Raw genomic sequence first — 25,230 nt, 5'->3', positions numbered from 1 at the left:
CAAACTTAAAACACATGGACCGCCCGCTAACGCAGGCGGTTCTGACATATATGGCACCCGAAAAGACCACCAACCGATTCCTAATTGTATTCGGCTTGGCGGTCTTTCTGCTTGCACCTTCGTTCGATACAGCATTGAAATATTTAGGCGTTGTCGGCGTGATCGGATATTTCGCGATCGGAACGCTACTCCTATTCGCCGCCGATCGTCTTGCTCTGCCGTGGTTCAAAGAGAATGTTTCAGAACGGACAGCAAATATTCTCGCGATCGTCACTTTTGCCGTTCTAATAGCGTTCACGCTCGTCGTCTATCCGATGGCGAATGCTGGAAGGTTTGGCGGCGGTTCGGATGCGGATGATGCTCTGGTCGTTGCGGTCAGCGAGCTGATGCGCGGGCATTATCCGTATACGCTCTCGACTTATCTCGGCAATCCGATCTCTCCAATGCCCGGTGCCGTATTTTTGGCTATCCCCTTCGTAGTTATAGGGGCGATTCACCTCCAAAACATCTTCTGGCTCGCGGTTTTCTTTCTGGTTTTCCGGTACTTCGAGAAAAGCAGTACGTCAGCTCTCGGGCTTGTCTGGGCAATGCTCGCATTCAGCCCAACGCTGCTTCAGAACATCGTCACCGGTGCTGATTACGCGTCGAATTCGATCTATATTTTGGTCTTGATGTGGGCACTGATGCAGACACTTTCTGATGCTGGATCCGCGACCTGGAAACGCATCATTCCAGCGATCTTACTAGGCGTCGCACTTTCATCGCGATCGACTTTCATGCTGATGATGCCGCTTTTTCTTGCGGTTTTGGTCCAAAGAGCGGGATGGAAGGATGCTATCAAATACCTCGGAATATCGGGCATAACGTTTCTGGCTGTCACGTTGCCATTCTGGCTTTACGATCCGGCGGGATTTGCTCCATTACGAGTTCAATCGGAAAAATTAAAAGGCATAGAGAACGTACTTCCCTACGCCGGCATAATAATCCCTGGTATTACCGGTCTGATCGCGATCTGTCTTTCCTTTCAGGACATGAAGACCGACACAGCACGTTTCCTTAGAAATTGTGCCCTCGTTCAGTTATTCGTCCTCTTTTTTACGTCGGCGGTTTACTCGATCAAACTCGGGCACGTGGATTTTTTTCTACAACAGTCGGGCTATGGAATGTTCTCGCTGATCTTTGGGGCAACGGCATTCTGGATGTATCTTTATAACGATAGTTCAAACGAAACGATTTGAAGCAGCACTTACGATTATTACGCCCGCATCAGTGGATAAAGAATGTTTTTGTCCTGATTCCTGCATTTTTTGCGGGCAAGATCGCTCTCCTTGCGAGCGACTATAAACTCGCCGTGGCGTTTATTTCCTTTTGTGCGATCGCAAGCTCGGTTTATATCTTCAACGACATTTACGACCTAGAGAAAGATAAGCTGCACGAGCTAAAACGCAGCCGTCCACTCGCAACCGGTGCGGTTTCGATCAAGACTGCGATCGTGCTGATGCTCATTCTGGCGGCGGTCGCGGTCGGATCATCTCTGCTTGTAAGCCTCACTTTCTTCTATGTTATCGCTGGCTATTTTGCCTTGAATCTCGTCTACAGCCTCGTACTGAAGCACGTTTCACTGATCGATATCTCGTTGATCGCGGTTGGGTTTGTGCTCCGCGTTTTGGCTGGAGGAATTGCAGCTCAGGTTCCGGTGTCCAAGTGGCTAATATTAATGACGTTCCTGCTCGCTTCGTGTTTGGCTCTCGGCAAACGGCGTGACGATCTGCTGCTTGACGTTGATAAACACGACCTGCGGCCATCGCTGAAAGGCTACACGCTTCCCTTCATCGACACGTGCCTGATCGTGCTCGGCGGCACGACGATCGTTTGTTACATCATGTATACGGTGTCTGAGGATGTCGTAAAGCGGCTGCATTCTGACCATATTTATTTGACGGCTGTATTCGTGATCATTGGCATTCTCCGGTTCCTGCAGATCGCGATCGTCGAGCAAAAAAGCGGTTCGCCGACGCTTATTCTGCTGAAGGATACGATGATCCAGACGATGATCGGCCTGTGGTTCGTCGCGTTCCTGGTGATACTTTATGCCTCGTAAAATGGTGACAAACTGGGGAAACTACCCAACCGCTGAGGCCAACGTCACCGAATCGGCGGAGCTCTCAGAGATCAGAAAGTTGGTCGCGAAATCGGAACACCTGATCGCTCGCGGCAACGGACGCTGCTACGGCGATTCGTCACTCGGTGAGAATATCTTTTCTACTCTCAGGCTCAATAAATTCCTGGAATTCGACCGCGAGAACGGGATCATCGAATGCGAAAGCGGGGTACTGCTTTCCGAGATCCTCGACGTTATTGTTCCCAGCGGATTCTTTTTACCCGTAACGCCCGGCACCAAATTCATAACCGTGGGCGGTGCGGTGGCGGCGGACGTTCACGGCAAAAATCATCACTGCGACGGCAGCTTTGCGAACCACATCGTTCATTTTGATCTGATGACAGGCGATGGAACCACCCTTCGTTGCTCGCGAGCCGAGAATGCCGACCTGTTCTGGCAAACCTGCGGCGGAATGGGGCTGACGGGCGTAATTTTAGCTGTCAAATTCAAGCTGAAACCGATAGAAACTGCCTACATCGACCAGATCTCGTATAAAACCGCCGACCTCGAAAGCACGATGAAGCTATTTGAACAGTCGGGCAGTTCCACATATTCAGTTGCGTGGCTCGATTGTTTTGCGTCAAAAAAGGATATTGGACGTTCGATCCTGATGCTCGGGGAACATTGTAATTTGAGCGATCTGCCGAAGATATTTAATAATGAACCGCTTCGAAAAGCCACAGGCTCTGCTCTGAACGTTCCATTATTCATGCCGTCGTTCGCACTCAACTATCTGAGCCTAAAGGCATTTAATACGCTTTATTATCATCGCCAGATGCGGTCGGAGGTTAGATCGACGGTTCATTTCGAGCCCTATTTTTATCCGCTCGATGGTATGACAAACTGGAATCGGCTTTATGGAAAGAATGGTTTCGTTCAGTACCAATTCGTCCTGCCGCTTGAGACGAGCTATGACGGTTTGACGAGGATCCTGGAAAAAGTGAGTCGGTCAGGCCAGGGTTCACCGCTTGCGGTGCTCAAGCTATTCGGCAAAGCTGATCCTGAGGCCGTGATGAGTTTTCCTATGGAAGGCTACACGCTGGCACTCGATTTTAAGGCTGAGCCGTCCGTTTTTCGGCTTTTGGACGAACTCGATGAGATAGTTCTGGAAGATCGCGGCAGGATATACCTTGCCAAAGACGCGCGGATGAAGGCGGAAACTTTTCGAAGGTCGTATTCAAAGATCGTATCATTCGGGCATTTCAGCTCGACGCAGTCGGAACGCCTGGAATTCTAGTTTTTTATGTCAAAGACACTCTTAGTACTCGGGGCGCGATCTGATATCGCACAAGCATGTGCCCACGAATTTGCGGCCAACGGATTCGATCTCATCCTCGCCGCCCGAAATTCCGCAGACCTCGCGAACGCGATCACCGATCACGAGATACGTCATAACGTGAAGGTATATACCGCAGAGTTCGACGCGGCAAAGCCTGCGTCACATGCGGCATTTTATGCCGAACTGCCGATAAAGCCAGACGTTGTCTTGTACGCGATCGGCACACTCGGAGACCAAAAGATATCCGAGAAAGACTGGACAGAAGCCGAAAAGGTCATCACATCAAATTACACCGGCGGAGTATCGATCTTATCGATCGTCGCCAACGATTTTGAAACAGGAAACGCCGGAACGATCATTGGAATTTCGTCTGTGGCAGGTGAGCGAGGACGGCAGAGTAACTACATATACGGGTCTGCAAAAGCCGGTTTTACGGCATTTATGGCAGGTTTACGGCATCGGCTCGCGACGACTAAGGTTAAAGTACTCACCGTCAAACCCGGTTTTGTCGAAACTAAGATGACGGACGGGATGGACTTGCCCGGAATGCTCACGGCGAAACCCGCACAGATCGCGAAGGCAATCTTCAAGGCGTATAGATCGGGCAAAAGCACGCTGTATTATTTGCCGATTTGGCGACAGATAATGTATGTAGTTCGCAGTGTGCCGGAGTTCATCTTCGTGAAGACAAAGCTCTAAAATTCTTTGTCTTCGTGGGCAGCGGCCGAGGCCTTACCTCATTTCCGGCGTATTCGATCGCGGGATCGCAGGCGCTTCATTCACACGTTTGACCAATCTCGCGAATACCTCTACCAATCTTCGGCAAACGTCCCAGAAACGGTGCATTTTCCTCTACCAATCGATCTGCGGTTTTTGGCCGGATCGGCCCGGCATGAATGGGTGGAACCCCGTATTTATCGGCATTCCAGCCCTCGTTAGCGCAAAAGTGTGAATCGATTCACACTTTTTAGTTGGTATTTTTTGGTAAAGTTGGGAAAAAGTGATTTTTACAAAAAAAATCACCGGCTGAACGGGACATTTTCTAGCCGGGACGAATCGCGGGTCAGTGTCGGCATTTCCTAAAAACTCGAGATCATTTTTTTCGCTTCCGCGATCGCACCGTCGAGATCGACGACCTTTCCGTCGAGTTGAAGTTCATAAACGGCATCCAAGATCCGCTTGAACTGCGGCCCGGGCGTTAGTCCTAGATCGATAAGGTGCCTTCCCATCAATATCTCGTCAGGGGCCTTCTTTTCTACCTGCAGTTCCCTCACCTTCTCGATGAACCATTCCTGAGCTTCCGAACCGAAAATCGCCTTACCCGGATCGCCCTCAGGATAGCGGCCAAGGCTGTCGGCCTTTGCCACCCGATAGAGCAGATCGGATTCGACCTTGCGGGCGAGACGGCGAAAGGCTCCGTCGCCGACCGGCGTTTTCGAGCCGTAATAGGCACCCGGCTTGAGGTGATATCGAACAAGCTGAACAACCTGATTCCGCACGTCGTAGCCGTCAAGAGTGTGGATTCCAAGAGTATCCAAAAACGACAATGTCGGCTCGACACCCGCTTCATCGTGGCCAAGCGAACGTGTTCGGCCATCAATGAATTCAGTCGTTGGCGGTTTACCAAAATCATGAGCGAGAGCACCGAGCATAACCGTAACTTTACGCGGATAGTCGAGCTCGTCGATCAACTTTCGAGCCTCATCAACCACCATCAAAGTGTGCACATCGACATCACCCTCAGGATGCCACGCCGGTTCCTGCGGAACACCGACGAGCTCCTGCATCTCGGGAAAAAGCTGCTCGGCGACGCCGAATTCATACAGCCATTTCAGGCCGATCGACGGCCTTTTCGGAAGAAGCAAAAGTTTTTCGAGTTCGCCCCAGATGCGCTCTTTTGGTAAGTCGGTGACATCGATCTGTTTGCATAGGTCAACCGTCTCACTGTCAATATCAAACTCAAATCGTGCCGCAAATTGGGAGGCACGCAAAACTCGCAGACTATCTTCCGCAAAAGTCTGCGCCGAAACCATTCGGAGCACCTTCTTATCAATGTCCTGCCGTCCATCAAACGGGTCGAGGATCTCACCTGTCAGGATATCCTCGAGGATCGCGTTGATCGTAAAATCCCGCCGCGAGCACGCTTCTTCAAACGTCATTTCAGGGTCGCCTTCGACGACGAATCCACGATGTCCGCCAGATACTTTCCTTTCTCGTCTAGGAATAGAAACATCGAGATCATCCCCGATCTTATAAACCGCGAACGCCTCGCCGACGACGTTAACATCGCCCACCGAATCGAGGATCTCACGAAGCTTTGCTGGCTCGATTCCGTAAACCTCGACATCCCAATCCTTATGCGAAATGCCCATTAATTCGTCGCGAACACAGCCGCCAACGAGCATCGCCCGTCCGCCATTAGCTTTAATGCGGGATGCGAGTTCCATGAGTTTTTCGGGCAATCGAGTCATGATCGAACTCTAATTCTGCCCGATAAGAAGCGCGTAAGCAAAAGGTGGCGTAACAGGGCACGGCTTCAGTCTTTTTCGATAGGAATGACATGAACCGCGGCGTCTTTCACTTCGGCTAGGAAGCGATTAATTACGGAACCGCGCCAGAATATATCCCAGCGAGTGCGGGCAGACTGGCCAAATATGACGTGAGTGATGCCTTCCTCGCGAGCATATTGCAGGAGGGCGTCGGCGACGTTTGCGGATTTCAGCTTGATCACCTTCGCGCCGAGAGTCTCGGCAAATTTGATGTTTTCTTGTAGGGCAGCATACGCCTTAGGATCGATCCGGCCAGGCTCTTCCTTTGGCGTTTCGACGTAGACCGCAAACCAATCCTCAGTTGCAAATCTTCCCGCGATCCGCGATCCCGTTCGCAGGATCTTTTTCGCGCTTCCTCGCGATGCCATACAAACCATTACCTTTTCCGGAATGATCGCATGGTCGAGGCCTTCTCGTTCGCGGTATTCGGTATCCTTTACCGCTTGCTGCTGGGCTACTTGTCGGAGCGCGAGTTCACGTAGGGTGGCGAGATTTCCTTTGCGGAAAAAGTTGGTTAGAGCCTGCTCTATCTTTTCCACCGAGTAGATCTTGCCCTGTCGCAAACGCGTTCGGAGCGTATCGATCGAAATGTCAACGTCGATCACCTCGTCCGCCTTCTTAAAAAAACAGTCAGGAACCGTTTCGCGCACCTGAACTCCGGTCGTGCGAACCACGACATCATTCAACGACTCGATATGTTGAATATTGACCGCTGTTATGACGGAAATGCCATGCTCAAGTAGTTCTTTTACGTCCTGATAACGCTTTTCGTTCTTGGCACCTTCGATGTTGGAGTGAGCGAGCTCGTCGACAATTGCGACCGCCGGATGCCGGGCAATAACAGCCGCCAGGTCCATTTCTTCAAAGGTATTGCCGCGATACTCGATCTGTTTTGCCGGAATTACCTCAAGATCCTTGATCTGCTCTTCTGTCTCAGCTCTGCCATGAGTTTCGACAACGGCGATAACAACGTCGATGCCCTGCTCTTTAAGCTGGTGAGCATCTTCGAGCATTTTGTAGGTTTTGCCGACACCGGCTGCGGCACCTATGTAAACACGAAGTTTTGCCCGTTCATTATCATGCAATTTACGCAATAGTGATTCGGGCGAAGGCCGGACGCCGGCATCGCGGTTCGGCATTTCTGTGATCTCCGTGTCAACGAACATAAACTCTTCTAGATGGCTCGGATCAATATTCCTTCCGATCCAAAGCCAAATTCAATAACAGCACATTTACCCGTGGTTCACCCAGAAATCCAAGATCGCGGCCGCTTGAGTATTTCTTGATAGCGTTGCGAACTTGCGACTCGCTGATCCCGCGTTCCTTTGCAACTCTCGGAACCTGAAACTCAGCTGCCGCCGGTGAAATGTGCGGGTCGAGCCCAGACGCACTCGTTGTAACCAGGTCGACCGGGATCTTTGCATTTGGGTTCTCAGCCTTGATCGTTTCCGAATCGGTCTCGATCCGGTCGATCAACTTTTTGCTGGTTGGGCCAAGATTTGAACCACTTGACGCACCTGCGTCGTAGCCATTTCCGGCAGCGGACGGACGCGAATGAAAATATCCGGGAGCGGTGAATGTCTGTCCGATCAACTCCGAGCCTACAGTTTTCCCGTCCTTAACTATCAGCGAGCCGTTTGCCTGATATGGAAAGATCGCCTGGCCTACGCCCCAAACGGCGAGTGGATATAGTATTCCGAGCGAAATGGTGAAAACAACCAGCATTAAAACGGATGTGATTATGTCTTTCATGTTCTTATTTTATGAGCTTTGGCCCTATTTGTGGCGCGCGTCAAAGATCAAAACACCAATTATGCCAAGCCTAGTGCCGTGATTATCAGATCAATAATTTTGATACCGACGAACGGTGCTATTATTCCGCCGAGTCCATAAACGAGCAGATTTCTCTGCAGCAGCCTGGACGCGGACATCGGCCTGTATTTAACGCCTCTTAGGGCGAGCGGTATCAGGGCGACGATCACGAGTGCGTTAAAGATAACGGCCGAGAGTATCGCCGATTGAGATGTTTTCAAACCCATGATATTCAACGCGTTGAGTACCGGAAATGTCGAGGCAAACATCGCCGGGATAATTGCAAAGTACTTCGCAACGTCGTTCGCGATCGAGAACGTCGTTAATGCGCCGCGTGTCATTAGCAGTTGCTTACCGATCTCAACAACTTCGATCAGCTTCGTCGGGTTGCTATCGAGATCGACCATGTTCCCTGCCTCTTTTGCAGCCTGCGTTCCGGTGTTCATCGCGACACCGACATCAGCTTGGGCGAGAGCGGGGGCGTCGTTCGTTCCATCGCCTGTCATCGCCACAAGCTTACCTTCGGCTTGCTCACGTTTGATCAACGCCATCTTGTCTTCCGGCGTCGCTTCCGCGAGAAAATCGTCAACCCCGGCTTCGTTGGCGATCGAAGCGGCTGTCAACGGATTATCGCCCGTGATCATAACAGTTCTGATACCCATCTGCCGAAGCTGGTTAAAACGTTCTTTCATCCCGCTCTTGACGATATCTTTTAGGTATATAACGCCGAGTGGTCTGAAATTGTCAGCGACGACAAGCGGCGTTCCGCCTGCCTTCGCGATCCTTTCAACAACCTCCCGAAGTTCCGCAGGGGATTGCTGGCCGCCACTCGCCACATACTTTTCGATCGCATCTACGGCACCTTTGCGGATCTGGCGACCATCGAAATTTACTCCCGACATACGTGTTTGAGCAGTAAACGGTATGAATTCGGCCTTGCCCGTAGAAAGCTGTGCGATTTCGACACCGCGAAGGCCATATTTCTCTTTCGCCAGCACGACGATCGATCGCCCTTCCGGCGTTTCATCTGCCAGTGACGAAAGCTGGGCGGCGTCCGCTAGTTCTTCATCCGTAACGTTGCCGATCGGGATGAACTCGCTAGCCTGACGATTTCCGAGCGTGATCGTCCCGGTTTTATCGAGCAAAAGCGTATTCACATCACCCGCAGCTTCGACTGCACGACCTGACATTGCAAGTACATTGTGCTGGATCAAGCGATCCATTCCCGCAATACCGATCGCAGAGAGCAAACCACCGATAGTCGTCGGGATGAGGCATACTAGCAGCGAGATCAACACGAAAATAGTCTGCCGGGCATTCGAATAGATCGCGAACGGCTGCAAAGTAACCACCGCGAGCAGAAAAACGATCGTCAGCCCTGAAAGAAGTATGTTCAATGCGATCTCATTCGGGGTCTTTTGCCGAGAAGCTCCTTCAACCAACGCGATCATGCGATCTATGAACGTTTCGCCCGGATTTGAGGTTATCTTGACTTTTATCCAGTCAGAAAGCACTCGAGTGCCGCCTGTGACCGCTGAACGGTCGCCGCCCGATTCGCGAATGACTGGAGCAGATTCGCCGGTTATTGCTGATTCATCGACCGAAGCTACGCCTTCCACGACCTCGCCGTCGCCGGGGATGAACTCACCGGCGATGACATATACCACGTCGCCTTTTCTTAGATCCGGAGCCGGAACGACGCGCTTAGAGCCGTCAGTATCGATCAACGTCGCACTCGTCTCGGTCCGGGATTTACGAAGCGTATCTGCCTGCGCCTTTCCCCGGCCTTCAGCCATAGCCTCGGCGAAGTTTGCGAATAGAACCGTAAACCACAGCCAGAGTGTGATCTGCAGTTCGAAACCAAAGCTGCTTCCAGCCATGGGCGAGACGAAACCGGCGATCATACGCAAGGTCAGAAATGCTGCGCCGACCTCAACTACGAACATCACCGGATTTTTCAGCATCTTGCGCGGATCGAGCTTTTTCACAGAACCACCGAGTGCCTGAATGATAATGTCTTTATCCCAAATTGAAATTGCGTTTTTCATGTTCTTTATTTGGAGAGCGAACAGCTCGTCCAGTCCCCATTTTTAGAATGTCTGTCCAGCATACATCTGGAAATGCTCCAGGATCGGTGAAAGGAGAGCACCGGGAAGAACGTCAGAGCTCCGACGATCAAGATGATACTCACGAGTAGAACCGCGAATAACGGCGTATTTACTGGAAACGTTCCAAGCGTCGCGGGTATCTTTTTCTTGCCTGCCAAGTTGCCCGCAATAGCAAGCATCGGAATGATCATGAAGAATCTGCCGACCAGCATCGCGATGCCGATCGTCGTGTTGTACCACAGAGTGTTTGCGCTTATCCCGGCGAATGCTGACCCGTTGTTTCCGGTTCCCGACGTGAATGCGTAAAGAATTTCCGATAAACCGTGTGCCCCTTGATTATTTAACGACGTTAGCCCGAAATCAGGTGACACAGACGATATCGCTGTGAAGCCAAGGATGGTCAACGGGAAGATCAATATATACAACGTCGCCATTTGAACGTCGTACGCCTCTATCTTCTTGCCGAGGTATTCTGGGGTCCTGCCCACCATCAGACCGGCCAAGAAAACTGTTAGGATGATCATCACAAGGATCCCGTACATCCCCGCACCGACGCCGCCGAACACCACCTCGCCGAGCATAATATTCACAAGCGGAACCATGCCGCCGATCGGCGTAAAACTGTCATGCATCGAGTTCACGGCACCGCACGAGGCGTCTGTCGTAACTGTTGCGAACAAGGCTGAGTTCGCAACACCAAACCGGGTTTCCTTACCCTCAAAATTTCCGCCCACCACCACTTGGTCGACATTAGCCGGGTAAAGAGGGTTACCTTGTGACTCAGCTCCGTAGGTTATAAACGCTCCGGTGAGAAATAGTATCGACATCGCCGCATAAACGGCCCATCCGTGCCCCGGCGACTTAACCATTCGGCCGAGCGTGTACGTGAATCCGGCCGGAATGATGAAAATCAGCAGCATCTGGATAAGATTTGAGAACGGTGTAGGATTCTCGAATGGATGGGCGGAGTTGGCGTTGAAAAAGCCGCCTCCGTTCGTACCCAGCATTTTGATCGCTAGCTGCGATGCAACTGGCCCCTGCGCGATAGTCTGAGTGTTGACCGTGCTGTCCTCTTTTACGTTTTCACCCGCCTCATCCTTGACCACGTTTCCATCGGCGTCTTTCTTATCCACCTGTACAACGAACGACTGAGTAAGCTGAGCAGTATCATACGCCTTAAAATTCTGGACTACGCCTTGCGACACAAAGAATATCGCGGCAAGAAAAGACAGCGGCAGCAAGACGTACAGCGTCCCTCGGACGAGATCGACCCAGAAATTGCCGAGTTTGTCAGTCTCAAACCGAGCGATACCGCGGATAAACACAATGGCTAAAGCCATGCCGACCGCCGCCGAGAGAAAGTTCTGCAGGGCGAGTCCAGTCATCTGTGTGTAATAGCTCATCGTCGTCTCGCCGCCGTAACCCTGCCAATTGGTGTTAGTTACAAATGAAACGGCCGTGTTAAACGATGAATCGGCGGTCGGACCGGCAAACTCCTGCGTATTGAGCGGCAAATAGAACTGCAGCCGTTGGACCGCATACAGCGCGATCGATGATACGAGGCTGAATAGCAGCATCGCGATGCCGTACTGCTTCCAGTTCATCTCGCGTGCCGGATCAACCCGCGTGATCGCATAAAACAGGCGCTCTACCGGGCCGAAAATGGTGCTGAGTATCGTCCTCTCGCCGTTATAGACCTTGAGCAGATAAATGCCCACAGGCTTTGCGAGTAACGTAAGGACGAAGAAAAACAGCAGTATCTGTAAAATTCCGTTAGTAGTCATGACATTAAAATTTCTCAGGGCTCAAGAGCGCGTAGACCAAGTAGACCAACAACAAGACCGAGCATACAGCCGCCAAAATAGTTTCCCAACTCATTAGCTTTTCTCTCCTTTTCGCAGCTTGTCACAGCCCGCTATGTAAGCAAGGGCAAGTAAAAAGAATGCAATGATGATGGCTAAAAAAAGTAGATCCAACATGAATATTTTCTCCGTTAGTTCAGGTTTACGCCGATCGCGGCGTAAACAAAATGATTTCCCTGACTTAAGTTAGCGTTCCCAATCGAATAACCGATATATCCGGTGACCTTCGGATGGGGCTTGAAAGCAAATCCGGGCGTAAAATAGCCCGCGGCGTGTTTTCCGGTATACCAGTCAGCGTTAAAGTTAATGTACTTGTTTATAGGCTGTTCAAAACCGAACTGGCCTCCTGCACGATTGGCATTCGCAGCAACTACGTTCTTCGAAAAGTGATAGCCGCCTGCTGTTATTCGTGTGCCCGACTTAAATGACTTGCTGATCTGCGCGTAGGCATAATTACCTACATCGTACGACTTGTTGCGAACCGGAATATACACATGATCGCCAACCACTACTGACCAACCGTTCTTGTTATATGGCCGGTACTTGATCGCCGGAACGAGCGTTGTCGAATCAGCCCCCGGCTGAATATTTCCCGTCACGTTCAGGCCGACCTCAACGTTGCCCCCAGTTCCGGCAACGATTCGAGGAACGAAACTCGAGAATTTGCTGACTGAGTCGCCGTTAGTCGGCTTAAACGCTGCATCAAACTCAAAATAGAACTTCCCTCTGTCTAGAATGTCCGACGAAGGGACATTAAAAATGGTCTGCTGAGCTTTCGCTCCGACGCTAAGTGCAAAAACTAATGTAAACAGAATTATGAACTTGTAGATCCCATTCATTAACGTAAATCCTTTGGTGGGCCAATTACCCTATTGCTTGTCAATCCTGCTCGGGTCCACCAACACGTTAAGCAGGCAAGATGTATAAATTTTCCGCAAAGATCGCGATTCTTAGGTGGTGATCAAATTCTTTATACCTTGCCTTCAACACCTTATCGAGGCGCAACTTTGATTCCTGCTCGACATTCCTGAAAAACGCCATTAACACAGCGTGTTTATCGATATTGAAGTTGGTATGAACCGCCTGTCATATCAAAAATGTACGCGCCGTTATGAAGAAAGACGCGGTTTCCTCAGAATCATCACCTTCATCTGACCTTTATCTCATCCAGAAATACCGACCCTAAAAGAATCATCGGTATTGCCGAGATGAGCAGGCCTGTACCGATCTGATTGCAAAGAGCATCACCCTGGATGATCTCGTGAAGAATGACGCAGACGAGACCTGCAAAAAGAAAAGAAATGCCGCCAAAAATTCCCAATCCGGCTGCTACAGAGCAGACACGCGGAGTTAGGAACTTCTTTCGCCACTCACTTCTTGCACCGTTTGCCACACCGCTTCGCCGCACCGGAAACACATTGCTCGATTGATAACCGTATCTCATATTGCCTCCCAGCTATTTCGCCGGACATTTATAAGATTAGAATGCGAGCGGTAAGTATTTGATAATGGACAGATAAAAAGTTCGTAAATACGATCAGCCTTGTATAGTGGTATTTCCGCAATTATCCTTATGACTTCCTTATGCTTTTTGAGGGTTAAGTCGTAAAATACTTGCTTTGTGGCGTGAGCATATGAGTACCAACCAAACTGGTAGTTTTAGTCTAAGCAAGTGGTTCATGCAGGGCATTAGGCCGCCGGACGGTCTGTCGAACAATGAGCAAAACAGCCATGATCCGCAACATAAGCATTCCTGGTGGCAGGTAATGTGCCTGACGGGCGTCGACTATTTCTCGACACTGGGGTATCAACCGGGAATCGCGTTTGCAGCCGCAGGTGTTCTTTCTCCGATAGCAACACTCCTTCTCGTCCTATTGACACTCTTTGGAGCCCTTCCGATCTACAATCGAGTGGCGACCGAAAGCCCTCACGGACAAGGATCGATCTCGATGCTTGAATCGCTGCTTTCCCGTTGGAAAAGCAAGCTTTTCGTCCTGATCTTGCTGGGATTCGTAGCCACAGATTTTGTCATCACGATCACGTTGTCTGCGGCAGATGCTTCGGAACATATTATTCATAACCCATTCGTAGAAGAACACTTTGCCGGATTGAATCATCCGATCCTTGTTACATTTCTGCTTATCGCGGTTCTGGCTGCGGTATTTTTGAAAGGTTTCAAAGAGGCGATCGGCATTGCGGTGGTTCTCGTGATCGCGTATCTTTTGCTAAATCTCGTGGTTATCGTGGTTGGGATCAATGCGATCATTCATGATCCATCGCTTCTGAGCAGATGGCAGGACGCCCTTTTCACAGCTCCAAGCGGCGACACCCGCAGCGTCTTCATGATCCTCGGCCTGTCGCTGATCGTTTTTCCAAAACTCGCTCTAGGGCTTTCAGGTTTTGAAACGGGTGTCGCAGTAATGCCGCTGATCAAGAATCCCCACCGGATCGAGAAGACCAAGAAGCTGCTTAGAAGCTCCGCATTATTGATGAGCTTCTTCCTGATCTGCAGCAGCTTTATTACAAGCGTACTAATTCCTGCGGAACAATTCGGTCACGGAGGCAAAGCGTCGGGACGTGCTCTTGCATACCTTGCCCACGAGTACCTCGGTGAGGCATTTGGTACGGCGTACGATCTCAGTACGATCTTTATTCTTTGGTTTGCGGGTGCGTCGGCGATGGCGGGATTGCTAAATATCGTTCCGCGCTACTTGCCGCGATACGGAATGGCTCCAAATTGGGCTCGGGCGTCGCGGCCCCTTGTGTTAATTTTTGCTTTTATCTGCTTCACGATCACTTATATTTTCGAGGCGAATGTTGAGGCCCAGGGTGGAGCTTACGCAACCGGCGTTTTGGTGTTGATGACGTCGGCGTCTATCGCTGTTACCATCTCGGCATGGGCAAAGAAACAGGGAGTCAAGTGGATATTCCTCGTGATAGCAGTCGTCTTCTCGTATACGACGATCACGAACATCGTCGAACGTCCTGACGGTATCAAAATCGCGTCCCTGTTCATCCTTGCGATCGTTGTTGCGTCTTTCGTTTCTAGAGCAATGCGTACTACGGAGCTGCGCATTCAGAAGATCGAATTCGATGAGACAGCTCAGAAATTTATTGACGACCTCGACGACGGCGAGATCCGCATTGTTACCAACCGTCGCGAAACCGGCGATCTGACGGAATATCGATACAAAGAGCTAGAGAAGCGGATGGACAATCATATTCCGTCTAGCGATCCGATACTTTTCTATGAGATCGAGATCGGAGATGCGTCCGAATTTACCGGGAAGCTTTTGATAACCGGTGTGGACATTGGCGGCTACAAGATTCTCAGGACAAAGGCTCCCGCCGTACCAAATGCGATCGCTGCGCTATTGCTCAATTTGCGGGACAAGACCAAAAAGATACCCCATGTTTACTTTGGATGGAGCGAGGGCAATCCGATTCACTACCTGATTCGGTATATTTTGTTTGGTGAAGGTGACACAGCTCCCGTAACGCGTGAGATATTGCGGCAGGCAGAGCCTGATGCAGAGTTCCGACCGAGCGTCCACGTTGGCGGTTAACCGTGAGGGTTGAACCGGTAACCGACCCAAGGTTCGGTTCGGATGTATCGAGGCTGTGAAGGATCTTTCTCGAGTTTTTTACGCAGTTGGCCCACAAATACTCGCAGATACTCGGTCTGCTGCGTAAAATTCCCGCCCCAGATCGCGGTCAGGATCGCACGGTGCGTTATGACCTTGCCGCGATTTCGAAAAAGGAAAACAAGCAGATCAAATTCTTTAGGGGTTAGGTGAACCGCCTCGCCGGCGACCTTGATCTCGCGGGTTGCGAGGTCGATCAAGAATTCGCCATCAGCCAGACAATCTTCTTCTTCGTCCGGTGTAGTGGCCTTTCTGCGGAGGGCGGCACGTACTCGAGCTAGCAGTTCGTCGATACCGAAAGGCTTTGTCACGTAATCATCGGCTCCCGCATCTAAAGCTTCAACCTTCGTGCGTTCATCACCTTTTACCGAGAGAATAATGATCGGTACTAACGATGTCTTTCTGATCTCGCAACAGAACTCGATCCCGCTCATTTCAGGCATTTGCAGGTCAGTGATTATAAGGTCCGGATGCCAATCGCGAAATGTATCAAGCCCTGAAATGCCGTCCGCGGCCGTTCGCACATCATACCGATGGGCGGTCAGGCTGTGGCGCAAGACGCGTGTGATCTGCGGCTCGTCGTCAACGATTAAAACTTTCTGATGTTCGCTCATTCTTCTCCGATCGGCAGCACCAGCACGACCTCCGTTCCTTTCCCTTCAGGACCGGATCTGATCTCGATCGTGCCACCCTGAGACTCAACGATTCCGCGAGCGATAGCAAGGCCAAGGCCAAGGCCATCCGCGACAGAGCCCTCGAGGCGTACGAATTTCTCAAACACACGTTCGCGCATTTCCTCTGGAATTCCCTTGCCTTCATCTGCAACTGAGATAAAAACGCGATCACCACGTGAATATGCCGTGATCGTGATCGTCGTCTCATTTTTGGAATATTTTGCCGCGTTCTCGACGAGATTGTAAACTACTTCCGCGATCGCACGCGCATCAACGCGAATGAGCGGCATCTCCTTTTCAAGATTGACGACGAGATGATGGCCGGAAATGAGCTTTTCCGCCCGGTCGAGCGCGGTCGAGATGATCTCCTCGACATTGGAAAACACGGCCGTGCCTTTTGCCGGCCCCGACTCTACCTTTGCGAGCTGGACCATGCTTTCTATAAAGCCATTGAGCCGGTCGGTCTCTTCGTTGATGATATCGAGAAAGTCAGCCCTTCCCTCGCTGTCGAGTTCAATAGTGCGATGTCCGCCTTCGCTGTCGAGCAGGGTGGTTACCGAAGCTTTGATCGATGTCAGTGGTGTTCGCAGGTCGTGTGTAACTGCGTCTAGCAAAGCTGATTTAAGCTTTTCGCTTTGCTTTAGTGCTTCGGCTTCAGTAGCTGTTTTGAATGCTGTCTGCAGTTCTTCGTAGAGCCGCTCTGCTTCTCTTGCACGACGGCTCGCATAGGCCGATAGCTCTCCCGCGATGAGTGCCGTCAATGTAAATGCAGCCCAAGCAACGAGATTCTGGGGCTCCGCGATCGTCCAGGTATAATAGGGTGGTAGGAAGAAGTAATTAAAACAAAGCATCGCCGCAAACGATGCGAGCAATGCCGGATTTCTGCCGAAAAACGTCGCTACGGACAAAACAACGAGTAGGAATGCCAATGCGACCGTCGTCGAATTGACCCGCTCACGAACTTCGATCAGAGCGATCGCAACCAACAATACTGCCGCGACAGAGAGGCCAAATCTAAGAAGAATGGAATTTAGTACGCCTTGCGGTTTCATCTTAATGAACCGGATAGCAGGGTTGCTATTGATCGATCTTGCCGTTAACAATAGCCATGATCTCGGCCTCCGCCGCGATAGCCTTGCCCTCGATCTCGGCACCTTGCAAAAGCAAATTCTCGGCAAACTCACGATCCTTCAGGCCAGCGGCGTTGATCTTAACGTTTAGGTACGCTCCCATTACTGCCGAGCGAGCACACAGAGCCCCGACGCCAGCGTCTGAGACCGAGTTCGGGTTACCTTGTTCCGCCATTGCCCTGATTATTTCAAAAGCGTCAAACGCCCGCTGCATCGTGCGGAACGGGATCTCCGTAGCGTATTTGGTGGCTTCCTGTATCGCCGCGGTCCGAGCTTCTTTTTCCTCTTCAGTCGTTTTTGGCAGGCCGAACGCATCCATGACCTTGTTGAATGAACTCGTGTCCTCATCCACAAGGAACAGAAGCTCGTCCTTTATCTTCTGGCCCTTTACCGCCCAATCAGAGAATTCTTCCCAGCGGTCGTCCCATCCGGCTTTGTGCGACGAGAGATTCGCAACCATCGTCGCGAGGGCCGCACCGAGGGCTCCAAGATACGCCGAGATCGAACCGCCGCCTGGTGCGGGCGATTCCGACGCTGTTTCGTCGGCAAATCCCCGACAGGTCAAGTCGACGAGGCTCGCCGTCTTTGAATCCCCAGCTAGTACGTATTCAATGATCTTTTCATTGGGATCGAACGGCTTGAGGTCGTCAAGCCCCATCGATTTGATCGCGATCTTGACCTTCTCAGCCTCGGTCACGCCGAGTGAACGGGTCTGTTTTGTCAAATAATAGTCGCCCGCATCGATGATAGCTTTTTTCGGCACGAGGCCGACGATCTCGAGGCCAGTGACCCGCAGCCCGCGTTTGTGAGCTTTTTCGCTTACCTCGTCAAAGGCAGCGTGCAGCGGCGTTTGCGACAGGTTCGTAATGTTCATCGAGACCTGAGCAATACCATATTCGGCGATGAACCAGCCGATCGCTTTGGTTCCTTTCAGAGTTCCCGGGATCATTACCGGATCACCGGATTCGTCTTTGACGCTCTTGCCCGTGATCGGATTGCCTTCGCGCTTTGTCCGGCCCTTTTCGCGAACGTCAAATGCGATCGCGTTCGCCCGCCGTGTCGAGGTCGTATTCAGATTAAAATTGACCGCGATCAGGAAATCCCTGGCTCCTACGGCCACAGCACCAGAACGGGCAACGCTTACGTCGAATTCCGCAGGCCCGAAATCAGGTTTCCATTCCGCCGAAGAAATCCGGTCTTTCAGTCCTTCGTACTCGCCTTCGCGGCAATTAGCCAAATTGCGGCGTTTCCCCTCGGTCGCTGCGTTTTCGTAGAGGTAGACTGAAATTGCGAGTTCACTGCCGATCCGCTCACCCAATTTACGGGCGTATTCCGCAGTTTCTTCCATCGTCACGCCCGCTATCGGAACAAGCGGACAGACATCCGTCGCCCCAAAACGCGGATGGTCGCCCTTGTGCCGCCGCATGTCGATCAGTTCCTGCGCTTTCTTGACCGCCTGGAATGCCGCCTCAATTACCTCATCCGGCGTTCCTACGAAGGTCACTACCGTGCGGTTGGTCGAAAAACCTGGATCGACATCGAGCAGCTTCACGCCGTCAATCTTTTCGACCTCGTCGGTGATCTGTTTGATCACCGCCATATCGCGGCCTTCGCTAAAATTGGGAACACATTCGATCAGCTTTTTCATACGGATGAACTAAGAAAGCCTTTTCTGCAAATACTCTTTCAGGCCTTCAATGCTAACGCGTTCCTGCTCCCACGTGTCACGGTCACGAACAGTTACGGCATTGTCCTCGAGCGATTCGTGATCGACCGTCACGCAGAACGGCGTACCGATCTCGTCTTGTCTGGCGTAGAGCTTACCAATGCCGCCAGTGTCGTCGTAAACGGCACGCATCGATGGCTGCAGGTCGCGTTTGAGCTTTTTGGCTAACGTGACGATTCCGTCATTATTCTTAGCAAGCGGCAGCACGGCGACCTTGATCGGAGCGAGTTCAGGTTTTAGTTTCAGAATGACGCGAACTTCGCCCTTGTCGTTTGTTTTCTCCGTATAGGCGTCCATCAAAACCGCGAGTAGTGTGCGGTTTACGCCGATGGACGGTTCGATGCAGTACGGATAAAATCGCTCGTTAGTCTGCGGATCGAAGTACGACAGGTCCTCGGTCGAATCCGGATTGATGCGTTTTCCTTCTGCATTTTCCGGCTTTTTCGAGTGAACCCGAAGGTCGTAATCCGTTCGGTTGGCGATACCAAGCAACTCATCAAACTGCTTATCCTCCTCCTCGCGTTCGGGGAAAAATCGATACAGAAAATCTACGGTTCGATCGGAATAGTGGGCGAGTTCCTGTTTCGTCTGTTCGTAATGTCTTACGTTTTCGCCGGAAATACCTAGCGTTCCGAGCCATGCGTCGTACGCATCGATCCATTCCTGATGGACCCTCGGAGCATCGTCCGGACGGCAAAAATACTCAACCTCCATCTGCTCGAATTCGCGCGTTCGGAAGATAAAATTCCCCGGCGTAACCTCATTTCGAAATGCCTTGCCAACCTGAGCGATACCGAACGGCAGCTTGCGGCGAGACGTGTCCAGAACGTTCTTAAAATTGATGAAAATTCCCTGCGCCGTCTCGGGCCGTAAGTAAGCAAGGGCCGTGGGATCATCGTCTGATGAAGCCGCTCCGACCGTCGTGCGAAACATCAGGTTGAAATCCTTCGGATCTGTCAGATTCTTTGATCCACAGCTCGAGCACATCGCCTTGCCATCCGCAGGATCGACATCGAGTTTGTCGAGCCGCAGCCTTGAGTTGCAGTCGCGGCAATCGACGAGCGGATCACTGAATGTGTCTTCGTGCCCCGAATATTTCCAAACCATCCGATTCTGGATGATCGACGAATCAAGCCCCTCGATATCGTCGCGTTCGTAAACGACCCAACGCCACCAGCTTTGCTTGATGTTGTTCGCCAACTCAACGCCGAGCTGGCCGTAATCCCACGACGATCCGAGCCCGCCGTAGATGTCCGAAGCAGGAAAAACAAATCCTCGGCGTTTTGCGAGAGAGACGATAGTTTCGATATTTGGTGCTGCCATAATTACTTTCCCACAAGAAAGACTAGATTCTACCAATTTACGATTTCCGATTCACTCTCCGAAAACCAAAAAGCAAACGCGCGACTTTTGCCGCTCCACGAAATTTTTTCGGGCGGTCAAAATGTGTAATTCTACCTGTCGGCTATCTTTGCCATTTTAAAGTGTGAATCGTTTCACACTTTTCTTAAAACCCTTATTTTTACGAGAGAAGGATCAACCAATGTGCCAGATTGTTCAAAGGCAGACAGATCCTGTCTTTGAAGAAGCTGTGCCATTGGTAGAGGTGTATCCGAGATTGGTCAAAGGTGAAAGCGACCAAAAACGCTCGCCCAATTCTCGATCACTTTATTTCCACTTCAGTTGAATGTTTCACCCTTGCTGACACGCGGACTTGTGCAACAAAAAAAGAGGCCGCCCTTTCGGTCAGCCTCTTTTCGTTTCTAATTATCAACTTCTACTGCACGACCGGTGGTGTTGCTCCCGGTGGGACGATCCAGACTTCGTAGGTTGTCTTGATTCGTGTGCTTCCTTTGACGATCTGTATTCGCCTCGGGTCAAAGCCTCGGGTTTTGACCATGTAGTCGAGTGCCCGTTTGGACAGTTTGTCATAGGTGTTGCGGGTTACGCTCAGACGATCCGTTCCTGGGTAGATGATGATGTAAAGCTGGGCATCCGGCGTGTTCTGAGCCTGGATTACGCAGTTGTCAAAGCGGGCTTTGTCATCATCAGCAGCTTTAGCTTCAAACTCATCACAACGGAAAGGTTTCGGCTGTTCGATTGGCGGAATGATCGATACCTCGGTCGGAACTGAGATGACCTGGCGGCACTTTCCGTCATAGACATCGTCGTTCACGTCTAGTTCGGCCATAATGGTCTTGCCGCCAATGCCGGTTGAGTCCACCGTGATCGAAGGTGTTCCAAGTCCGCGGGTAACTCTGCCGTTCGACACCTTCCACGCATAGCGGAGCGGGATCGGCGCAGTTCCGGCGTTGATCGCAGCAAAGGTCACCGCATCGCCCTCTGTGATCCTCTCAGGGCCGTCGAGCGTGAATCTGTACGGGCACGGCGTTGTAATGGTCTCGCGAACTATCTTCAGACAGACGCAGTGCTTCTGGTCTTTCTTTATCTCGATCTGGTCTCGCCAGACCTTACCCTCAGGGCCGGTGATCTCGACAGTGTGAATGCCGGGAGCTAGGTAAAACTCGGCTCCCGTTCCCACGCCGCTTTCGCCAACATATTGACCGTCGATCTTGACGGGGTAAGACGTTTCGGTCGTTTTCACGCTCAGCGTGCCTGTATTTTTCGGCTTTTTCGTTTTGTTATCAACGCTGTTCGCAAAAGCGGTCGTGAAGCCCAGCGTCACCACCAGGCCGATCACAAATAGAAAGTTGTATCTGTTTACTCGCATTGTTAAATCCTCTTGTTACAGCGTCATCCGCTGAACGTTCGTTTGCGAATTATGGTGCGGATACCGACCGCATTTTCGCGGTCAGTATCCATCAACATCATAACTCTACTCTGCTTCCTTTTCTTCACCCTTTTCGCCCTTCTTGCCAAATTTGCGGCGAGCAGCGAGTCCGATCGATGCGAGGCCCGTGCCAAAGAGCAGGATCGTCATCGGCTCAGGAACCGGCTCCGGCGGCGGAGGCGTCGGCGTGACCGGCGGCGGTGTCGGTGTCGGTGTCATACCCGGCGTCGGCGTTGGCGTCGGCGTCGTTGGCGGCGGCGGCGTTGGAGTCGTCGGCGGCGTTGGCGTCGGCGTATCCTTCTTACGTTTGATCAGGATGAAAGCGATAGGTATCGCTGCAAGCCCAAGCAGAGCCCATTTCGGAAATCCGCGTTTCGTAACGACCTCTTCCTCGCAATCACAAACATCGTCGGTCATGATCTCGGTTTTGGTCGTAGTGATCACACGGCCGTCCTGCGGAGCCGGAGCCTTCACCTTTTTGTCGTCGTCACTATCGTCTTTGATCACGAAAGAGAAGTCGTCCGCGAGACGCAGTCTGGCAATTGAGCTAGCGTCCGCGCTGCCCGGTCTGGCGTTGACGATCTGCACTACCTGATCGAACCGAACCGGAGCCGCATCGATACGCGTAAAGCACGCAAGTATTGAAGCGATACAGATAGCCGAGAGCAACCCTCTAAAGTAAAATTTTTTCATGTCTATTACCTGATTAAACGGTATTTTCAGCGAAAACGATCACGCTTTCACAGCTGGTTGGCACTCGCTGTCGAATCTGGGGTTTTGGGGCAGTCCCGAGAATATAGCAAAAACAACATAAAAATGCCAGCTTCTGCGACCCATTTCGGGGGATCTTGCTCCCCAAATTCGGCTGAATTAACTAATTCAAGGGGAAAATATGCCTAATACCTCGAACTCTCCAGAAATTTCGGCATTTTGTACCATTTATTTTCAATTCACCGGAAAAAATAAAACCGGCTACCACAAGATAGTGATAACCGGTATGTAATTCCTGAAAAATGACTGGCGTGCGAGCATCTTGCCCGCCCCTGGCGGTCGAGACGAAGAAAACTGCATCCAAAACTAAAAGGGCGAGCAGTCTGCTCGCCCTCCAGTCTGAATTATTCGCCTTCCGGCTCTTCGTCGTTGCCCTTGCCTTCTGAGCCTTTCTCTTCGGCGAGGATGGCCTTTCTGGAAAGCTTGACCTTGTTGCCTTCCTTGCCGATGCACTTGACGAGGATCTGCTGGCCTTCTTTGAGTTCGTCACGAACGTCGCGTACGCGGCGGTCTGAGATCTCAGAGATGTGCAGCAAACCGTCGAGGCCCGGCAGGATCTCAACGAACGCTCCGAAATCGACGATGCGGGAAACCGTTCCCATATACGTCTCGCCGATCTCAGCCTCAGCCGTGAGGGCCCTGATGCGTGCGATCGCCGCCTGAGCAGCTTCGCCATCCGGCGTTGCGATCAGGATCGTGCCGTCATCATCGATATCGATCTTGGCTCCGGTCTCCTCGGTGATCGAGCGAATGACCGAACCGCCCTTACCAATAACGTCGCGGATCTTGTCAGGGCTGATGTGGATCGTGATGATACGCGGTGCGAACTCAGAGAGCTCCTCTCGCGGCTCGGCGATCGATTTCGTCATGACGTCCAGGATGTGGAGACGGCCCTTTCTAGCTTGCTCCAGAGCTTCCTGCAGGATCATTGCGTTGATACCGCCGACCTTGATGTCCATCTGGAGAGCGGTAATGCCGTCGGCAGTTCCCGTCACCTTGAAATCCATGTCGCCGTAATGATCTTCGGCACCGGCGATGTCCGAAAGGATCGCGTAGCGGTTGCCTTCCATTACAAGGCCCATCGCAACACCCGCGACCGGCTTCTTGATCGGTACACCGGCGTCCATCAGGCTCAGGATGCCGCCGCAGACCGACGCCATCGATGATGAACCATTCGATTCCGTGATATCCGAAACGATGCGGATCGTGTACGGAAAATCTGCCTCATCAGGCAAGACCGACATGATCGCACGGCGTGCGAGGTTGCCGTGGCCCGTCTCGCGGCGCGAAGTGCTGCCGAATCTGCCGGTTTCACCGACCGAATAGGGCGGGAAATTGTAATGCAGCATGAACTTGCGGTCGATCGTTCCCTTCTCGAGATCGTCCATGAACTGTCCGTCCATTTTCGTTCCGAGCGTGGTAGTGACGATCGCCTGCGTTTCACCGCGGGTGAACAAGGCCGAACCGTGAACACGCGGAAGCCAACCGACTTCGCAATTGATCGGGCGGATCTCCGAGAATTTGCGGCCATCGGGACGACGTTTGTTCAGCAGCATGTCCTCGCGGAAGATCTTTTCCTTGAGCTTGTTGAATGCCTTGCCGGCAGTCGCACGTGCACCGGGATCGTCCTCAGGATAGCTTTCGACAACTTCTTTTTTCAGAGCGTCGAGGCCTGCGTAAACTTCGATCTTCTCGCGTCCGGTCGAATCGAGAGCGGCACGCAGCTTGTCGGTCCACGTCTTTTCGACGTCTGCAACAATGTGTTCGTCGAGTTCGGGAACGTGGAACTCACGCTTCGTAATGTTCAGGGCCTTACCGAGTTCCTTCTGCCACAGGCAAAGGCGTTTTACTTCGCGATGGCCGAGCATGAGAGCCTCGACCATGATGGTCTCGTTAACCTCATTAGCTTCGCACTCGACCATGCAGATCGCTTCTTCGGTGCCGGCGACGATCAGGCTAAGGTCGGAGTCGCGGCGTTCGTCATAGCTCGGGTTGACGATGTACTTGCCATCGATCAGACCGATCCGGACGCCTGCGATCGGGTCATTGAAAGGGATATCCGATAAATAAAGTGCACACGATGCACCCGTGATCGCGATCACGTCCGGATCGTTATCATCGTCAGCCGAAATGACCGACGCGACGATCTGGGTTTCAAATCTATAACCATCGGCGAACAGCGGACGCACCGGGCGGTCGATCATCCGGCAGGTAAGGATCTCTTTCTCCGACGGGCGGCCTTCGCGGCGGAAATAGTTTCCGGGAATGCGACCGGCGGCAAACGAGTTTTCACGGTATTCGACCGTGAGCGGGAAAAAGTCCATCCCTTCGCGGGCTGTGCGGGCGGAAACAGCTGCCACCAGCAGCATCGTATCGCCATAACGTATCACGACCGAACCATCGGCCTGCTTTGCAACCTTGCCTGTTTCAACGATCAAATCCTGCGATCCAAGCTTGATCGATTCACTCAAATATTTTTTTGGCATTTCTTATCCTCTAAAACAGCAAAGACGAAAGGAGCTGTGCCGTGATAGCGCCCTTTCGTCTTCGGAATCAATTACTAATTGTGACGATGATCTTCCTTTGTCCGGAGGCGTAATATGCTGTCACGTTCAGCAACCACCGGCAAATTCTTCGCGAAGATCTTGTATGTTTAAGGCCCGAAGTGGCCAATTTTTATAGGTCGCATAAGTCCTATAGGAGCTATGCGACCTATTAATTCA

19 protein-coding genes and 1 pseudogene are annotated in these 25,230 nt (G+C 51.8%); 5 read left to right on the top strand and 15 right to left on the bottom strand.

Annotated features, from left to right (window positions below):
• The first annotated feature begins 14 nt into the window (after positions 1 to 14).
• Genes IPG22_18745 through IPG22_18730 form a run of 4 tightly spaced genes read left to right on the top strand, consistent with a single transcriptional unit; the run spans position 15 to position 4,139 of the window.
• The gene (locus IPG22_18745; GenBank protein MBK6590323.1) at positions 15 to 1,238 is read left to right on the top strand and encodes a hypothetical protein; all 1,224 of its coding nucleotides are present in this window, start codon (positions 15 to 17) and stop codon (positions 1,236 to 1,238) included.
• Positions 1,235 to 2,101 (top strand): UbiA prenyltransferase family protein, encoded by an 867-nt coding sequence (locus tag IPG22_18740; GenBank protein MBK6590322.1) that lies wholly within the window; start codon positions 1,235 to 1,237, stop codon positions 2,099 to 2,101. Before IPG22_18745 ends, IPG22_18740 begins: the two co-directional genes overlap by 4 nt.
• A gap of 1 nt (position 2,102) precedes the next feature.
• Positions 2,103 to 3,398 carry an FAD-binding oxidoreductase gene (locus IPG22_18735; GenBank protein MBK6590321.1) on the top strand — a complete coding sequence of 432 codons (1,296 nt, stop codon included), beginning with the start codon at positions 2,103 to 2,105 and terminating at the stop codon, positions 3,396 to 3,398.
• A 6-nt stretch (positions 3,399 to 3,404) separates the two neighbouring features.
• Positions 3,405 to 4,139 carry an SDR family oxidoreductase gene (locus tag IPG22_18730; GenBank protein MBK6590320.1) on the top strand — a complete coding sequence of 245 codons (735 nt, stop codon included), beginning with the start codon at positions 3,405 to 3,407 and terminating at the stop codon, positions 4,137 to 4,139.
• Positions 4,140 to 4,519: 380 nt separating this feature from the next.
• Here the strand turns inward: IPG22_18730 and IPG22_18725 are convergent, their stop codons facing one another.
• The 8 genes and pseudogenes from IPG22_18725 to IPG22_18690 all read right to left on the bottom strand — a co-directional run bounded on the left by IPG22_18725 (position 4,520) and on the right by IPG22_18690 (position 13,215).
• Positions 4,520 to 5,911, bottom strand: coding sequence for an HD domain-containing protein (locus IPG22_18725; GenBank protein ID MBK6590319.1), 1,392 nt, complete (start codon positions 5,909 to 5,911; stop codon positions 4,520 to 4,522).
• 65 nt (positions 5,912 to 5,976) lie between these two features.
• Positions 5,977 to 7,128: a universal stress protein gene (locus IPG22_18720; protein ID MBK6590318.1), complete on the bottom strand. Its 1,152-nt coding sequence runs from the start codon at positions 7,126 to 7,128 to the stop codon at positions 5,977 to 5,979.
• A gap of 49 nt (positions 7,129 to 7,177) precedes the next feature.
• Positions 7,178 to 7,741, bottom strand: a complete 564-nt coding sequence (gene kdpC / locus IPG22_18715; GenBank protein MBK6590317.1) for a K(+)-transporting ATPase subunit C — start codon at positions 7,739 to 7,741, stop codon at positions 7,178 to 7,180.
• A 59-nt stretch (positions 7,742 to 7,800) separates the two neighbouring features.
• Positions 7,801 to 9,849 (bottom strand): potassium-transporting ATPase subunit KdpB, encoded by a 2,049-nt coding sequence (gene kdpB, locus IPG22_18710; protein MBK6590316.1) that lies wholly within the window; start codon positions 9,847 to 9,849, stop codon positions 7,801 to 7,803.
• A gap of 42 nt (positions 9,850 to 9,891) precedes the next feature.
• Positions 9,892 to 11,693: pseudogene (kdpA, locus tag IPG22_18705) on the bottom strand (potassium-transporting ATPase subunit KdpA).
• Between the two features lie 4 nt (positions 11,694 to 11,697).
• Complete coding sequence (gene kdpF, locus IPG22_18700; GenBank protein ID MBK6590315.1) at positions 11,698 to 11,787, bottom strand: K(+)-transporting ATPase subunit F; 90 nt, start codon at positions 11,785 to 11,787, stop codon at positions 11,698 to 11,700.
• A gap of 115 nt (positions 11,788 to 11,902) precedes the next feature.
• Positions 11,903 to 12,610 (bottom strand): hypothetical protein, encoded by a 708-nt coding sequence (locus IPG22_18695; protein MBK6590314.1) that lies wholly within the window; start codon positions 12,608 to 12,610, stop codon positions 11,903 to 11,905.
• A gap of 308 nt (positions 12,611 to 12,918) precedes the next feature.
• Positions 12,919 to 13,215, bottom strand: a complete 297-nt coding sequence (locus tag IPG22_18690) for a hypothetical protein (GenBank protein MBK6590313.1) — start codon at positions 13,213 to 13,215, stop codon at positions 12,919 to 12,921.
• Between the two features lie 190 nt (positions 13,216 to 13,405).
• Between IPG22_18690 and IPG22_18685 the strand changes: the two genes are divergently transcribed.
• Positions 13,406 to 15,337 (top strand): amino acid transporter, encoded by a 1,932-nt coding sequence (locus tag IPG22_18685; protein MBK6590312.1) that lies wholly within the window; start codon positions 13,406 to 13,408, stop codon positions 15,335 to 15,337.
• Here the strand turns inward: IPG22_18685 and IPG22_18680 are convergent.
• From IPG22_18680 to pnp, 7 genes are all read right to left on the bottom strand, one after another.
• Positions 15,334 to 16,029 carry a response regulator transcription factor gene (locus IPG22_18680; GenBank protein ID MBK6590311.1) on the bottom strand — a complete coding sequence of 232 codons (696 nt, stop codon included), beginning with the start codon at positions 16,027 to 16,029 and terminating at the stop codon, positions 15,334 to 15,336. The two genes, IPG22_18685 and IPG22_18680, sit on opposite strands and share 4 nt — an antisense overlap.
• A complete protein-coding gene (locus IPG22_18675) occupies positions 16,026 to 17,141 on the bottom strand; it encodes a DUF4118 domain-containing protein (GenBank protein ID MBK6590310.1) in 1,116 nt (371 codons plus the stop codon). Before IPG22_18675 ends, IPG22_18680 begins: the two co-directional genes overlap by 4 nt.
• Before the next feature lie 25 nt (positions 17,142 to 17,166).
• Positions 17,167 to 18,867 carry a glutamate formimidoyltransferase gene (ftcD, locus tag IPG22_18670; GenBank protein MBK6590309.1) on the bottom strand — a complete coding sequence of 567 codons (1,701 nt, stop codon included), beginning with the start codon at positions 18,865 to 18,867 and terminating at the stop codon, positions 17,167 to 17,169.
• A gap of 9 nt (positions 18,868 to 18,876) precedes the next feature.
• Positions 18,877 to 20,268: a glycine--tRNA ligase gene (locus IPG22_18665; protein MBK6590308.1), complete on the bottom strand. Its 1,392-nt coding sequence runs from the start codon at positions 20,266 to 20,268 to the stop codon at positions 18,877 to 18,879.
• A 454-nt stretch (positions 20,269 to 20,722) separates the two neighbouring features.
• Positions 20,723 to 21,676, bottom strand: a complete 954-nt coding sequence (locus tag IPG22_18660) for a hypothetical protein (protein MBK6590307.1) — start codon at positions 21,674 to 21,676, stop codon at positions 20,723 to 20,725.
• Between the two features lie 105 nt (positions 21,677 to 21,781).
• A complete protein-coding gene (locus IPG22_18655; protein ID MBK6590306.1) occupies positions 21,782 to 22,429 on the bottom strand; it encodes a PEP-CTERM sorting domain-containing protein in 648 nt (215 codons plus the stop codon).
• A 422-nt stretch (positions 22,430 to 22,851) separates the two neighbouring features.
• Positions 22,852 to 24,993, bottom strand: coding sequence for a polyribonucleotide nucleotidyltransferase (gene pnp, locus IPG22_18650; protein MBK6590305.1), 2,142 nt, complete (start codon positions 24,991 to 24,993; stop codon positions 22,852 to 22,854).
• Between the last annotated feature and the right edge of the window lie 237 nt (positions 24,994 to 25,230).

This window comes from Acidobacteriota bacterium, from assembly GCA_016703965.1.
In the GTDB taxonomy this organism is placed as follows: domain Bacteria; phylum Acidobacteriota; class Blastocatellia; order Pyrinomonadales; family Pyrinomonadaceae; genus OLB17.
The sequence above is the reverse complement of the archived record's forward strand: the minus strand, read 5'-3'. Positions and strand labels throughout refer to the sequence as shown.